This window comes from Pilimelia anulata (genome assembly GCF_014647895.1).
GTDB classification, from domain to species: Bacteria; Actinomycetota; Actinomycetes; order Mycobacteriales; family Micromonosporaceae; genus Pilimelia; species Pilimelia anulata.
This window is the reverse complement of the sequence record NZ_BMQB01000001.1, coordinates 689,583-703,613: the sequence shown is the minus strand read 5'-3', so window position 1 is coordinate 703,613 and position 14,031 is coordinate 689,583. Positions and strand designations below refer to the sequence as shown.

Annotated in this window: 13 protein-coding genes; 7 read left to right on the top strand and 6 right to left on the bottom strand. The window is 73.4% G+C overall.

Going from position 1 to position 14,031, the window contains the following annotated elements:
- Nucleotides 1–93: 93 nt before the first annotated feature.
- From IEY94_RS03150 to IEY94_RS03140, 3 genes are all read right to left on the bottom strand, one after another.
- Complete coding sequence (locus IEY94_RS03150; protein WP_189168459.1) at nucleotides 94–2,412, bottom strand: tetratricopeptide repeat protein; 2,319 nt, start codon at nucleotides 2,410–2,412, stop codon at nucleotides 94–96.
- A gap of 229 nt (nucleotides 2,413–2,641) precedes the next feature.
- Nucleotides 2,642–4,201, bottom strand: coding sequence for an alpha/beta hydrolase (locus IEY94_RS03145; protein WP_189168458.1), 1,560 nt, complete (start codon nucleotides 4,199–4,201; stop codon nucleotides 2,642–2,644).
- Nucleotides 4,202–4,348: 147 nt separating this feature from the next.
- On the bottom strand, nucleotides 4,349–5,731 hold the full coding sequence (locus IEY94_RS03140; RefSeq protein WP_229783266.1) for an amino acid permease: 1,383 nt from the start codon (nucleotides 5,729–5,731) through the stop codon (nucleotides 4,349–4,351).
- Between the two features lie 628 nt (nucleotides 5,732–6,359).
- Here IEY94_RS03140 and IEY94_RS03135 point away from each other — a divergent pair.
- Nucleotides 6,360–7,163, top strand: coding sequence for a serine protease (locus IEY94_RS03135; protein ID WP_189168456.1), 804 nt, complete (start codon nucleotides 6,360–6,362; stop codon nucleotides 7,161–7,163).
- Between the two features lie 115 nt (nucleotides 7,164–7,278).
- Here IEY94_RS03135 and IEY94_RS03130 read toward each other — a convergent pair whose 3' ends face one another.
- Nucleotides 7,279–7,866 carry a 7-cyano-7-deazaguanine synthase gene (locus tag IEY94_RS03130; RefSeq protein ID WP_189168455.1) on the bottom strand — a complete coding sequence of 196 codons (588 nt, stop codon included), beginning with the start codon at nucleotides 7,864–7,866 and terminating at the stop codon, nucleotides 7,279–7,281.
- A gap of 176 nt (nucleotides 7,867–8,042) precedes the next feature.
- On the opposite strand from IEY94_RS03130, the gene IEY94_RS03125 reads away from it, so the two are divergent.
- Together IEY94_RS03125 and IEY94_RS03120 are read left to right on the top strand one after the other, a co-directional pair.
- On the top strand, nucleotides 8,043–8,612 hold the full coding sequence (locus IEY94_RS03125; RefSeq protein WP_189168454.1) for a hypothetical protein: 570 nt from the start codon (nucleotides 8,043–8,045) through the stop codon (nucleotides 8,610–8,612).
- A gap of 93 nt (nucleotides 8,613–8,705) precedes the next feature.
- Entirely contained in the window at nucleotides 8,706–9,338 is a 633-nt protein-coding gene (locus IEY94_RS03120; protein WP_189168453.1) for a hypothetical protein, read from the top strand.
- A 225-nt stretch (nucleotides 9,339–9,563) separates the two neighbouring features.
- On the opposite strand, the gene IEY94_RS03115 is transcribed toward IEY94_RS03120, so the two are convergent.
- Nucleotides 9,564–10,529, bottom strand: a complete 966-nt coding sequence (locus IEY94_RS03115; RefSeq protein ID WP_189168452.1) for a PLP-dependent cysteine synthase family protein — start codon at nucleotides 10,527–10,529, stop codon at nucleotides 9,564–9,566.
- A gap of 120 nt (nucleotides 10,530–10,649) precedes the next feature.
- On the opposite strand from IEY94_RS03115, the gene IEY94_RS24215 reads away from it, so the two are divergent.
- From IEY94_RS24215 to moeZ, 4 genes are all read left to right on the top strand, one after another.
- Complete coding sequence (locus IEY94_RS24215) at nucleotides 10,650–10,718, top strand: Ms5788A family Cys-rich leader peptide (protein WP_373291205.1); 69 nt, start codon at nucleotides 10,650–10,652, stop codon at nucleotides 10,716–10,718.
- Nucleotides 10,719–10,987: 269 nt separating this feature from the next.
- Entirely contained in the window at nucleotides 10,988–11,830 is an 843-nt protein-coding gene (locus tag IEY94_RS03110) for a sulfurtransferase (RefSeq protein ID WP_189168451.1), read from the top strand.
- 5 nt (nucleotides 11,831–11,835) lie between these two features.
- The gene (locus IEY94_RS03105; protein WP_189168450.1) at nucleotides 11,836–12,159 is read left to right on the top strand and encodes a DUF1416 domain-containing protein; all 324 of its coding nucleotides are present in this window, start codon (nucleotides 11,836–11,838) and stop codon (nucleotides 12,157–12,159) included.
- A 158-nt stretch (nucleotides 12,160–12,317) separates the two neighbouring features.
- Entirely contained in the window at nucleotides 12,318–13,499 is a 1,182-nt protein-coding gene (gene moeZ, locus IEY94_RS03100) for an adenylyltransferase/sulfurtransferase MoeZ (RefSeq protein ID WP_189168449.1), read from the top strand.
- Between the two features lie 46 nt (nucleotides 13,500–13,545).
- Here the strand turns inward: moeZ and IEY94_RS03095 are convergent, their stop codons facing one another.
- Nucleotides 13,546–13,893: a YciI family protein gene (locus IEY94_RS03095; RefSeq protein ID WP_189168448.1), complete on the bottom strand. Its 348-nt coding sequence runs from the start codon at nucleotides 13,891–13,893 to the stop codon at nucleotides 13,546–13,548.
- Between the last annotated feature and the right edge of the window lie 138 nt (nucleotides 13,894–14,031).

Sequence of the window (14,031 nt, the reverse complement as noted above, 5' to 3'; positions counted from 1 at the left end):
GGCCCGAGCACGCGCGGGTGCGGAGCGCCGACCGCCGCTCCGCACCACGAAACGACGGCAGGCCACGAGCGCGGGATACCGGAGCGGGCGCGGTCAGGAGGACGGGGTGGGGGGCGGCTCGTCGTCCGGTGGGGACAGTCCGGCCGCCGGGTCGTACAGCGGCGTCGGGTACGCCGGGCAGCTCCCCCGCCGCCCCGTCACGCACGCCAGCGCCCGCCGCGTCGCCGCCGTGTCCGGGTGGTCCGCGCCGAGCACCCGGACCAGGTCCGCCACCAGCGCCCGCAGGTCGTCGGCGGCGCCCGGGTACCCGGTGCCGTGCCGCAGGTACGCGAGGTTCCCGCGCCCGCGCAGCGTCCGCGGGTGGGTCGGCCCGAGCACCCGCTCGAAGTCGGCGACCACCCCGCCGTACGCCTGGCTGGCCGCGACCAGGTCGCCGCGCGCGCCGCGCCACCAGGCGAGGTTGGCCGCGGACAGCAGCGTCTCCGGGTGGTCCCGGCCGAGGATCCGGTGCCGCTGGCCGAGGACGGTCGCCAGGTGCGCCACCGCCTCGTCCGGCCGGTCGGCCCGGCCGAGCCAGCGGCCGAGCTGGTGCCGGGTGGTGAGGGTGTCGGGGTGGGTGTCGCCGAGCGCCCGCTGCCGGTCGGCGAGCACCGCCCGGAACTCCTCGGCCGCCCCCGCCGCGTCGCCGCCCAGCCCCCGGCAGTACGCCAGGTGGTGCCGGGTCAGCAGGGTGTCCCGGTGGCCGGCGCCGAGCAGCCGGGTCCGGTCGGCGAGCAGCCGGGCCAGCTCGGCGGTGGCGCGGCCGATCCGGTCCGGGCCGGCGCCGCCCAGCCGGGACCAGGCCAGGTGCCCGCGCACGGCGAGCGTGCCGCGGTGGTCGGCGCCGAGCAGCCGGGCGGCGGTGGCGGCCAGCCCCTCCCAGTACGCGGCGGCGGCGACGGTCAGCCCGGCGGCGCCGAGGCTGCGGCCGCAGCGCAGCAGCACCGGCGGGACCCGGTGCCCGGCCCACAGGGCGTCGCCGGCCCGGGTGAGCAGCGCGAGCGCGTGCGTGCGCAGGACCCGGCCGGCGGCGCCGTCCTCGCCGTCGGGCCAGGCGGCGAGCAGCGCCGCGGCGGCCGCCCGGGCGGCGGCGACCCGCTCGCCGGGGGTGAGGTCCTGCCGGACGAGCCGCTGCACGAGCCCGTGCGTCTTGACCAGGTGGACGGGGCGGCCGCCGTACAGGCCGGCGGCGTAGTGGCCGGCGAGCTGGTACCGGCGCAGGCAGGCGATCGCCCGGGCCACGGCGGCCGGGGCGACGGCCGGGTCGGCGGCGCGGGCGGGCGCGGGGCGGGCCGCGGCGAGGTACGCCAGCGCCGGCTCGCCGGTCAGCACGCAGGTCGGTACGCCGGACGGGTCGTACATGGACAGCAGCGCGACGACCGGCCCGGCGAGCCCGGAGGCGAGCGACCGGTCGGCCCCGGCGAGGCCGAGCCGGGCGGTGGTGGCGACGGTGGCGCCCGGGTCGTCGCCGGGCGGGCGCTCGGCGCGCAGCCGCCGGTACTCGGCGCAGGTCAGCTCGTTGTCGCTGATGTACGCGGTGGCGTGGGACAGGGCCAGCGGCAGCCGGTCCAGCTCGGCGGCGAGCGCCGCGGCCTCGCCCCGCTCGGCGAAGCCGAGGCCGAGGCGGTCGAGGACGTACCCGGTGGCCTCCTCGGCCTCGAACACCCCGAGCGGGACGTCCACCCGGCCGCGCAGCAGCTCGGGCCGGCGGACCCGGGTGGTGACGAGCACGTCGCCGTGCCGGTGGCCGGGCGGCCACAGGCCGCGCAGGTCGGCGGGGTCGGTGAGGTCGTCGAGGATGACGAGCCAGCGCCGGTCGGTGGCGTCGAGCCAGGCGAGCAGCCGGGCGGCGGACCGGTCGGCGTCGTGGCCGGGGGCGCCGGTGAGGTCGTCGGCCGCGGCGGCGTACCCGGCGACGATGCCCTCGCGGGTGGTCGCGTTGATCCAGACGAGCAGGTCGACGTCGCCGGCGTCCCGGGCCCGCCGGGCGACGGCGGCGGCGACCTGCGTCTTGCCGACGCCGGCGGCGCCGTGCAGGACGTACGCCCGGCGCGGCAGCGGCTGCCGGATCCGCCGGACGAGCTGGTCGGTGACCGCGCGGTGGCGGAAGCAGGAAGCGGCCCGCGGGACGATGCCGGCGCCGTGCGGCCAGGCGATGCCGGGCGGCTCGACCCGGACGAGCCGGCGGGCCGGCTCGGGGCGGAGCCGGGCGACGAGGGCGAAGACGGCGAGGCCGAGGCCGACCGCGCCGACGACGGCGCCGACGACGCTGGCCGGCTTCCCGCCGGCGGGCCCGCCGAGGCCGGGGAGCGCGGCGGCGAGCAGCGCCGCCGCGCCGCCGCCGAGGAGGACGACGGCGAACCACCCGGACATCCGTCTGCGCCGCACCGTCACTCCCGGCTCCATTGTGGACGACCCCGCGAGCGGGATTCGCCGATCCGGAAATACGTACAACCCGCAAGGGTATTGACGCAAGCCGATTTGTTCCTCGTGTCGCAGAGTGTACGTCCCGGGGGCCGCGGCGCGCGGGCCGCCGCGCCGGAACGGCCGGAGGGGAGGCCGCGGCGCGGCCTCCCCTCCGGACTTCCCTACCGGGCCGGCGCTAGTACCGGAACGGCACCGCGTACGGGTCCGCCGGCGCCAGCGCCGTGGTCGACGCGGTCGGCTTCTTCGGCGCCTTGCACACCAGGTCCGCCCCGGCGCCGGGCTGGCGCTTCGGCAGCGTGCCGGACCTGAGGTACTCGGCGATCGGGCTGTCCACGCAGGCGTTGCCGCGCAGCGACGACGAGTGCGTGGTGCCGCCCGTGCTGTTGATCAGGGCCGAGCCGGGCAGGATCCGGCGGGCCTCCAGCGCCCCGTTGATCGGCGTGGCGGCGTCCAGCTCCTCGGTCACGATGAGCACCGGCGGCGCCTTGGCCGGGTCCACCACGACCGGCGTGCCGGCCTTGCCGGGCCAGGTGTAGCAGGGGGCGTTGAACCAGGCGTTCGCCCAGGTGTAGAACGGCGCCTTCTTGTTGGTCGCCCAGTTGTCCTTGCGCCAGGTCTGCCACTCGGTCGGCCACTGGATGTCGGTGCACTGGGTGGCCAGGTAGATGGCGAACAGGTTGTCGTCGCCGGGGCCGTTGGCCGCGTCGTACGCGTCCTTGATCGCCTTCGCGTCCTGCTTGGTCACCCACAGGCTGAACGCCTTGGCGATCGAGTTCCAGGCGCCCTGGCTGTACCCGGCGGGCAGGAACAGGTCGTTGAACTCGCTCGACCCGATCAGGCCGCCGGCCGGCTTCTTGGCCAGCTCGGCCTTCGTCTTGTAGTAGAGCTTGCTGACGGCGCCGCCGCTCGTGCCGAGGTGGAAGACCTTGTCGTTGCGGCCGATCCAGGAGAAGAAGATCTGGATGTTGCGCTCGAAGTTCACGTCCTGGTTCAGGTTGGCCTTGTACCAGACGTCGCGGTGGTCGACGACGCCGTCGATGACGACCCGGCGCAGCCGCTCCGGGAACAGCGTGGCGTAGACCTGGGCGATGTAGGTGCCGTACGAGAAGCCGTAGTAATTGATCTTCTCGGCGCCCAGCGCCGCCCGGATCAGCTCCATGTCCCGGACGGTGTCGGTCGTCTTGACGTGGTCGAGCAGCTTCGCGGCGGGCGAGGCGGCGCACTTCTTGGTGTAGCCGGCCGCCTTGGCCAGGTTGGCCTTCTCGATCTCCGGCGTACCGGGGGCGTACTCCGGCCGGTTGTAGGTGAAGTACTCCGGGTCGCAGCTCAGCGCCGGCTTGCTGGCGCCGACGCCGCGCGGGTCGAAGCCGATCCAGTCGTACGCCTCGCCGATCTTGTTCGGCACCCGCGCGCCGAGCGTGGCCCAGCGCAGCCCGGAGCCGCCGGGGCCGCCGGGGTTGACCAGGATCGGGCCCTGGTAGTCGGCGTCGGCGACCTTGTGCTTGACCCGCGACACGGCGATCTGGATCTTCTCGCCGGCCGGCTTAGCGTGGTCCAGCGGCACGTCCACGTAGCCGCACTCGGCGCCCGCCCGCGACAGCGTGGCGTCGGTGCAGGGCTGCCAGTCGATGGCCGCGGCCGGCGCCGGCGCGGCGGTGGCGGTGGCCGGCGCGACCAGCGCCGTTCCCGCCAGCGCCACGACCGCGGCGCACGCGCTCGAAACGAATTTCCGCATGATCTCCCCAGGTGTCATATCGATCCGGCGAGGGGCCGGCAATCGAACGGCGCGGATATTACCGGCCACACCCGAGAGCCGACTCTCCGCAAAGAAGCCAAATGGGACGGATCGCGGTGACACCCAGGGAGATGCGCGGAATGTCGTTTATTGAGGCGGCGGGGACTCCGCTCCGGAGTTCCGGCGCAACAGCGAGTTGCGGTACCCATAGGCGAAGTAGACGACCAGACCGATCGCCAGCCAGGCCGCGAAGCGCAGCCACGTCGTCGCGGTCAGGAACGTGATCAGCCAGACCGAGAAGACCACGCCGACCGCCGGGACCAGCGGCATCAGCGGCGTGCGGAACGTCCGGGGCAGGTCCGGCCGCCGGTACCGCAGCACCGTCACCGCCACGCAGACCACGATGAACGCCGCCAGGATGCCGATGTTGGTCAGCTCGGCCGCCTCCCGGATCGGCAGGAAGCCGGCGATGACCGCGGAGGCGATGCCGGCGATCCAGGTCACCCGGGTCGGCACCCGGCGGACCGGGTGGACCTTGGCGAAGTACCGCGGCAGCAGCCCGTCCCGGCTCATCGCGTACCAGACCCGGGTCACCCCGAGCAGGAACGTGAACATCACGGTCAGGATGCCGATGATCGCCCCGACGGCGATCACGCTGGCCAGGCCGTCCAGCCCGACCGCGGCGAACGCGGAGGAGAAGCCGCTCTTGGGGTCGATGTCGGTGTACTTCTGCATGCCGGTCAGCACGAGCGTGGCCAGCACGTACAGCACCATCGAGACGGCCAGCGAGTAGATGATGGCCTTCGGCATGTGCCGCTGGGCGTCCTTGGACTCCTCGGCGGCCGTGCTCATCGCGTCGTAGCCGAACACCGCGAAGAACACCGTCGCGGCGCCGGTGACCGCCCCGGAGAAGCCGAACGGGAAGTACGGCGAGTAGTTGCCCGTCCTGATGTGGAAGAACCCGACGACCACGACCAGCAGTACGACGGCGATCTTGAGCCCGACCACGAACGTCTCGAACCGCGCCGCGGCGCGGATGCCCAGGTTCAGCAGCAGCGCGATGAGCAGGCACAGGACCACGGCGAACAGGTCGACCACCCGGCCGTCCCCGGTGCCCGGCGCGCCCAGCATCCAGGCCGGCAGGTCCAGTCCCAGCTCGCCGACGAGGAAGCCGAAGTAGCCGGAGATGCCGATCGCCACCACGGCGACGATCGCGGTGTACTCCAGCAGCAGGTCCCAGCCGATCATCCAGGCGACCAGCTCGCCCAGCACGGCGTAGCCGTAGGTGTACGCGGACCCGGCCTTCGGGATCAGCCCGGCGAACTCGGCGTACGCCAGGGCCGCCGCGGCGCTGGCGACGCCGGCGATGAGGAAGGACAGCAGCACCGCCGGCCCGGCGGTCTCGTTGGCCACCGCCCCGGCGAGGGAGAAGATGCCGGCGCCGATGATGCCGCCGACGCCGATCGCGGTGAGCTGCCACAGCCCCAGCGAGCGGGATAATGGGCCACTCCGGTCATCAATGTCGTCCACCGGTTTCCGGCGCAGTACCCCGCGCCCGCCGCCCAGTGATGCTGGTCCCGAGGTCATGCGGGTCCCCTCCCGGCTCGTGTGTGCCGTGAAGGAGATCCGACATACGGATGATTGTCAATGTCCACCGAACAGCCTGCGCGACGGCCACGAAAACGAACATTCCGCCCGTACCGTCGGGCCGGGGTCGACCGCGCGGGGCGCGGCCCGCCGCGCGGGGCGCGACCGGACGGCCCGATGCATAGCCTTTTCCATGCCCGGATTCAATCGATCCGGCGCGGCTGAACAATTTTGCTTGCGTACGCCGGCCGCCGATCGAATTGGCGAACAGATTTGCCGCCGCGGCGCGATTCTGTGAAGAACTATTCGCCATTCGGCATTGCCGACGGTTCCGCGATCTTCCTATGCTGACGCTCGACCGCGATCATCGCGGTGCGGCCGCCGGCAGCCGCACCACAGTGGACCCTCGATTCCGGGAAAGCGCGCCCGGAACGCCCGCGGCCGGTCCATTCCGGCGCTCGTCCGCGGGTTCGCCCCGTTTCGCCACAGCCGGCCGGGTCACCCCGGCCGGTCCGGAATCGCGCCCGCCGACCCGGCGGCGCGCCCGCTCCCTCACCACCCCGGAGTTCGCATGAGATCCCGTTCGCTACCGGCCGTCCTCGGCGCCGCCACAGCCGCCGTGCTGGCCGCCGGGCTCCCCGCCGCCCCCGCCGCCGCCGACCCGGCGCCGCGCATCGTCGGCGGCAAGGCCGCGGCCGAGGGCGCCTACCCCTGGGTGACGTACCTCAGCATCCAGAACTTCTACCAGTGCGGCGGCTCGCTCATCTCGCGCGACATCGTCCTGTCCGCCGCGCACTGCTTCGAGGGCGGCCACGACCGCAGCACCGCCAGCGTCGGCCGGGTCGACCACCGCCAGGGGACGAAGCGCAACGTGGTCGGCGTGAAGTACGGCAAGCCCCCGCCGCCCAGCGGCCCGCTGCCGGACGACGTCGCCGACTGGGCGGTGGTGAAGCTCGACCAGCCGATCACCGACATCGCCCCGGTCGCCGTGCCGGCCGACGGCAAGTACGACGCCACCCCGTCCTTCCGCACGATGGGCTGGGGGGCCACCAGCGAGGGCGGCCAGGGCACCAACCTGCTGCGCGAGGTCGACCTGCCGTACATCCCGGACGCCTCCTGCCCGGAGGTCGTCGGCCCGGCCGAGATCTGCGCCGGCGACCTCGCCAAGGGCGGCATCGACACCTGCCAGGGCGACTCGGGCGGCCCGCTCGCGGCCCGCGACGGGGACCGGTGGGTCGTGGTCGGCGCGACGAGCTGGGGCATCGGCTGCGCCCGGGCCGAGAACCCCGGCCACTACGCGCAGGTCAGCGCGTTCATTCCGCAGCTCACGAGCGCCATCCGCGAGCTGGGCGGCACCCTCCCCGCCGGCTGGTGACCCCGGCCGGGCGATGACCCCCGACCCGCCGGCCGCCCCCGCACGGGCAGCCGGCGGGTCGGGCCGCGGGATGCGGCAGCCGAGGTGCGGCATCGAAACGAGCCGACGCGGTACCTCAGCCGACCCGCCCCGCCGGCGCGGCGTACGTGGTCGGGTCGACGATGCCGGCTCCGGCGAATGCCTCCTGCCGCTCCACGCAGGTGCCGCAGGTGCCGCAGTGCACCGAACCGCCGCGCCGGCACGACCAGGTCCGCCGGAACGGCACGCCCAGCACCGCACCCAGGCGGACGATGTCGGCCTCGGACCAGGCGAGGAACGGCGCCAGGACCTCGAAGTCCGCGCAGGCCACACCCTGAATGCCCAGCCGGACCATCTCCCGATACGGCGCGAACCACTCCGGCGGGCAGTCCGGGTGGATCGGGTGATCACCGGCATGCGCGCCGTACACCACCGCGTCGGCGCCGCAGCCGACCGCGGCCGACACCGCCAGGTCGAGCAGCAGCGCGTTGCGGCCCGGCACCACCGTGGCCGCCATCGACGCATCCGGGTCCGGCACCCGGACCGCCCCGTGGGTCAAGGTGCCCAGCGGGGTCAGGTTCACGACGTAGTGGGCAGCGTCCAGCGTCGCCGCGATCGCGGCCGCGCACTCCAGCTCCACCCGGTGCCGTTGTCCTACGCGCGACTCGGGGTACGAGCGGCTCATCGCTGAGTCCTTGGCTTCCCCTCGCGGGGCAGCGCCGCCGGCGACTCCGACGAGGGCGGACCTCCGTGGCCCTGCCGGCGGCGTCCGTCAGGTTCGCGCCGTGGGACGGTTGTGATCATCATCGATGACCGGTGATACTGCCGCCGGAAGCGTCCACATGACACGGGGGTGTAGAAGTGCGACGACTCTTCTTGCTGACGGCTGCCGTCTCGGCAGCGCTGATGATCGTTCCGGCTCCCGGCGTGGCAGCGCGGCCGACGCAGTCCGACGCCGGCACCTTCGTGGTACGGGCCAGGGACGCCAGGACGGGCAAGCCGGTCGAGGGCTTCTGCACCGAGGTGCGCGCCCTGGATGAGAGCCGGGCGGATTGCACCAAAGGCACCGCCACGAGCGTGACGCTCACGGACGTGCCCACGGACGAGCCGCTGACCGTGGTCACCACCCAGAACCTGAAGGAGTACCCGCAGCGGTACTACATCCCTGCCCAAAATTCGGTCCGGCCGGGGATGCCCAGGGAGTACACGTCGGTGTTCGAGCTGGGCGGCATCATCAGCACGTCCGTCAAGCGCAGGGCAACCGGCACGGCCGTCGCCAAGCCCGGCGTGGAGCTGCGCCCGCTGTTCGATCCGCATGCGAAGCATGTCGTGGTCTCGCTGGCTGCCGACGATGCCGGGTTGGCGGTCAGCGAACCGGTACCGGCCGGCCGGTACAACCTTTTCGCGTACGCGGAGGATCTGGGGGCCTAGTGGGTCGGCCAGAGTGGTGGAACCGGCGAGCAGCGCACGGCAGCCCCTGTCACCGTCACCCCGGGACAGACGACATCCGCACCGGCGGTACTGATGGACGAGCCCGGAAAGCTCGTCGGCAAGGTACTCCGCCCCGATGGGCGCCCCTACGGCAAGCGGCTCTACCTCACCACGTACGTCCAGCCCTACCACCAGCCGATCATCACCGGGGGCATGGGCGGCTGGAACACCTACGACGACGGCTCCTACGACTTTGACTTCGGCCCGTACAAATGGGCGTTCCGCCTGAACTTCGGCGCCGTCGGACGAGGCGAATTCCCGAACCAGTGGGCCGGCGGCGCGGTGAACGCCGCGGACGCGCAACTCGTCGAGATCAAGTCCGGTGAGCCCACGGACTGGTCGCCACGGCTCGCGGCCGGGATCGAGATCAAGGGCACCGCCGCCTCTGACGAGGACAACGCCGTTGATCGACGCCTGCGGTTGTGCGACCCCACTACCGGGGAAGTGGTTGACGACCTCCCGGCACCCTACAACTACTCCGCCCGCGTGCTCCCCGGTCATACCTACAAAGCGTTCATGACATCCACGAAGGAGGGCACGGGCGCTCGACTGGAGGGCTGGCACGACAACGCCAACAGCCTCGCCAACGCCACACCCTTCCAGGTCCCGGCCGGACCGGGTCCGGTCACGATCAACCTGCGCCTCCGTCAAGCCAACCCGGCCTAGAGCGCCTCTGAACCGACCTGGAGTGGGCACGGCTGGAGCCGCTGTTGTCGTCGACGTCCAGCCTTCGACAGATCGCCCACCGGCGACGCGCCCTCGGCGAACGCCGTCTCCACCGCCTCATGCAGTGGCGCGGCTCGGCAGCGCACCGGCGAACCCGCCGCGCGCTGCCGAGCCGCGCTCACCTTCCGGCGATCCGCCCCGGCCGCCGTGATCCAGGGGCGCTCGCTATGCCCAGAGCTGGCCGTCCAGCTTTTCGGCGGCGGCGTCGGGGTCGGTGCCGTACGCGCCGGTGGACAGGTACTTCCACCCGCTGTCGGCGATCAGCGCCACGATGTCCGCCCCCTCCCCGTCCGCCGCCGCCCGCTCGGCGAGCCGCCGGGCGACGTGCACGGCCGCGCCGCCGGACAGCCCGGTGAAGATGCCCTCGCGCAGCAGCAGGTCGCGGGTGCTGCGCAGCGCGTCGGTGGCGCCGACGGCGAACCGGCGGTCCAGCAGCGACTCGTCGTACAGCTCCGGCACGTACCCCTCGTCGAGGTTGCGCAGGCCGTAGACCAGCTCGCCGTACCGCGGCTCGGCCGCCACCACCCGCGCCTGCGGGCGGTGCTCGCGCAGGTACCGGCCGACGCCCATCAGCGTGCCGGTGGTGCCGAGGCCGGCGACGAAGTGGGTCAGTGTGGGCAGGTCGCGCAGCAGCTCCGGGCCGGTGCCGGCGTAGTGGGCGCCGGCGTTGGCCGGGTTGCCGTACTGGAACAGCAGCACCCACTCCGGGTGCTCGGCGGCCAGCTCGCGGGCCCGGGCCACGGCCGCGTTGGAGCCGCCGGCGGCCGGCGAGAAAATGATCTCCGCGCCGTACGCCCGGAGCAGCGACACCCGCTCGGACGAGACGTTCTCCGGCATCACGCAGATCAGCCCGTACCCGCGCACCGCCGCGACCATGGCCAGCGCGATGCCCGTATTGCCGCTCGTGGGCTCCAGCAGCGTGGCGCCGGGGGTGAGACGTCCGTCACGCTCCGCCTCGTCGATCATCGCGAGCGCGGCGCGGTCCTTGACGCTGCCGGTGGGGTTGCGATCCTCCAATTTCGCCCAGAGGCGCACGGGCGGGGCGCCGTCGGGCACGGCGGGGGTGAGCGCGGGCAGGCCGACGAGCGGGGTGTCGCCGAGGGCGCCGAGCAGATTGTCATACCTCGCCATGGGTTATCCGCCTGCCGTCGTCGGGTGATCAGCTACGTGCATGGTGACTCCTGGAGGGGCCGCGGGACCACCGGAAACGACGGTGTTCAGCCGCGGATCGAAATGGGCTAGAGTGGCGGCATGAGCCTGTTGCTCACTCGCCGGCGCGCGGTCGACCTGTGCCGCGTGGCCGCCTGCCTGTGTCGCTGAGCGACCCGCACCCCCTGCGGCGTCGCCGCTGTTCGGCGCCCTGATCCCGGCGCCACCCGCATCTGTTTCCCGGGTACCGACCCATTCGGAATCCAGCGCCCGTCCGCGCTTCGACGACTCCGACGAGGCAGCAGTATGCGCGGTATGGCAGGGAATGCGCAACCCGGGGTCCACGCGACCCCGTCCCCAATGGCTCATCCGCCGCCCGGTCCGCCGGCTGCGGCCCGCGCCGTCACCGGCGCAGCGAAAATCGGAAGGAACGAACGACCATGAGTCGTGACCGAGTACTGGTCAGCACGGCCTGGGCGGCCGAGAACCTGGACGCGCCCGGCGTCGTCTTCGTCGAGGTCGACGAGGACGCCGCGGCCTACGAGCGCGGCCACCTGCGCAACGCGGTCGGCCTGGACTGGCGGGCCGAGTTGCAGGACCCGGTCCGCCGGGACCTGCTCAGCAGGGAGCAGTTCGAGGAGCTGCTGTCGGCCAAGGGCATCGGCAACGAGGACACCGTCGTGCTGTACGGCGGCAACAACAACTGGTTCGCGGCGTACGCGTTCTGGTACTTCGCCCTCTACGGCCACGCCGACGTGCGGCTGCTCGACGGCGGCCGGAAGAAGTGGGAGCTGGAGGCCCGCCCGCTGGTCGCCGAGGTGCCCGAGCGGCCCCGCACGGCGTACCGGGCGCAGCCGGCCGACGCCTCGATCCGGGCCCACCGGGACGAGGTGATCGCCAGCATCGGGGGCGCCAACCTGGTCGACGTGCGCTCGCCCGACGAGTACAGCGGCCGCCTGCTCGCCCCCGCCCACCTGCCCCAGGAGCAGTCGCAGCGGCCCGGGCACATCCCGACGGCGCGCAGCGTACCGTGGTCGAAGGCGGCCAAGGAGGACGGCACGTTCCGCGGCGAGGACGAGCTGCGCGCGTTGTACGCGGACCTCGACCCCGACCGGCCGACCATCGCGTACTGCCGGATCGGCGAGCGCTCCTCGCACACCTGGTTCGTCCTGCACCACCTGCTGGGGCACCGGAACGTGAAGAACTACGACGGATCGTGGACCGAGTACGGCTCGCTGGTCGGCGTGCCCGTGGCGGTCGGCGACGAGCCCGGGAAGGCGTGACCCCCATGACCCAGGTATCCAGCACCGCCGGCTGCGCGGCCCCCGACCAGGGCGCCGGCGTACCGGCCTCGGTGGACCTCGCCACGGCGACCGTCATCGCCGGCGTGGTCCGCGGCGCCGACGGCGAGCCCGTCGCCGGCGCCTACGTCCGGCTGCTCGACGCGAACGAGGAGTTCACCGCCGAGGTGGTGACCTCCCCGGCCGGGCAGTTCCGGTTCTTCGCCGCGCCGGGCACCTGGTCGCTGCGGGCGCTGGCGGCCGGCGGCGATGCCGTGCTGACCGTGTCCGCGGTGACCGGCACCAACGCGTTCGACCTGCACCTGGCCTGATCCGTCGGGCCGCCGAAACCGTTCGGCGGCGGGCGGTGCGCACTCCCCCTCGTCGCACCGCCCGCCGCCGGATCGCTCCTCCCGGCCGGCGCCGCCGCCGCATCGGCGCCCCGCGGTACCGCCCGGTGCCGCCGCAGTACTCGACCAGTGAGGTGTGTATGTCCGTCCCGCCCCTCGTCGCGCCCGGACCCGAGCTGTCCGCCGCCGAGGTCCGCCGCTACTCCCGGCACCTGATCATCCCGGACGTCGGGGTGACCGGGCAGCGCCGCCTGGCCAACGCCAGGGTGCTGTGCGTCGGCGCCGGCGGGCTCGGCTCCCCCGCCCTGATGTACCTGGCCGCGGCCGGGGTGGGCACCCTCGGCATCGTCGACTTCGACACCGTGGACGAGTCCAACCTGCAGCGCCAGATCATCCACGGCCAGTCCGACATCGGTACCCCCAAGGCCGAGTCGGCCGCCCGGCGGATCGCCGAGATCAACCCGAACGTCACCGTGGTCCGGCACGACACCGCGCTGGACCGGGAGAACGTCAAGGAGATCTTCGCCCGGTACGACCTGATCGTCGACGGCACCGACAACTTCGCCACCCGGTACCTGGTCAACGACGCCGCGGTGCTGCTCGGCAAGCCGTACGTGTGGGGCTCGATCTACCGGTTCGACGGCCAGGCGTCGGTGTTCTGGGCCGAGCACGGCCCGTGCTACCGCTGCCTGTACCCCGAGCCGCCGCCGCCCGGCCTGGTCCCGTCCTGCGCCGAGGGCGGTGTGCTCGGCGTGCTCTGCGCGTCGATCGGCTCCATCCAGGTCACCGAGGCGATCAAGCTGATCGCCGGCATCGGCGAGTCGCTGCTGGGCACGCTGGTGGTGTACGACGCGCTGGAGCTGACCCACCGCCGGATCACCGTGCGCAAGGACCCGGACTGCGTCCTGTGCGGCCCGAACGCCACCCAGACCGACCTGCTGGACGACTACGAGGACTTCTGCGGCGCGGTCTCCCCGGAGGCCGCGGACGCGACCGCCGGCGCGACGATCACGCCGAACGAGCTGGCGGCGTGGCGCAAGGCCGGTGAGAACATCGTGGTCGTGGACGTGCGCGAGCCGGCGGAGTACGAGATCGTCCGGATCCCGGACACCGTCCTGGTACCCAAGGGCGAGATCGTCTCCGGCGCCGCGCTGGCGACGCTGCCGACGGACAAGCGGATCGTGCTGCACTGCAAGTCGGGGGTCCGGTCGGCGGAGGCGCTGGCGGCGCTGCACGCGGCCGGGTTCAAGGACGCGGTGCACCTGCAGGGCGGCATCCTCGCCTGGATCAACCAGATCGACCCGAGCCTGCCGACGTACTGACCGCGTCGCCGGTGGGGGCCGTTCGCGGGCCCCACCGGCGGCCGGCTCACCGTGCGGCGGCGCCGGGCTGCTGGGCCAGCGGCCAGACCTCGACCACGCCGCCGGCGACCGCGCACGGCGTCCCGGCGACCAGCGCGACCGCCTCCGCCATGGAGTCGGCCTCGATCACCGCGAAACCGGCGACCGGGAGCGGGGCGCGCAGGAACGCGCCCGGCTCGGTCCCGACGCCGGCCGCGCCGTGGTTGCGGACCAGCACCGGCGCGCCGGCGATGCCCATCGCGCCGCCGCGCTCGCGCAGTTCGTCGTCGTGGGCGTGGGCGGCGGCGCGGACCGCCGGGTCGGTGCGGTCGTAGCCGTCCCGGTCGCCGTACCCGATCGTCACGAAAGTGGCCATGACCGGGCAGTTTCCGGTACGCCGCCCGCTCAAACCCCGACCCGCCGCCGCCCCGGCCCGGCGGACGATCGCGGCGAGCCGCCCGACCTGGCGGGATCGTCGGCGCAGCAGTACAGCACCAGCTCGTCGGCACCCAGC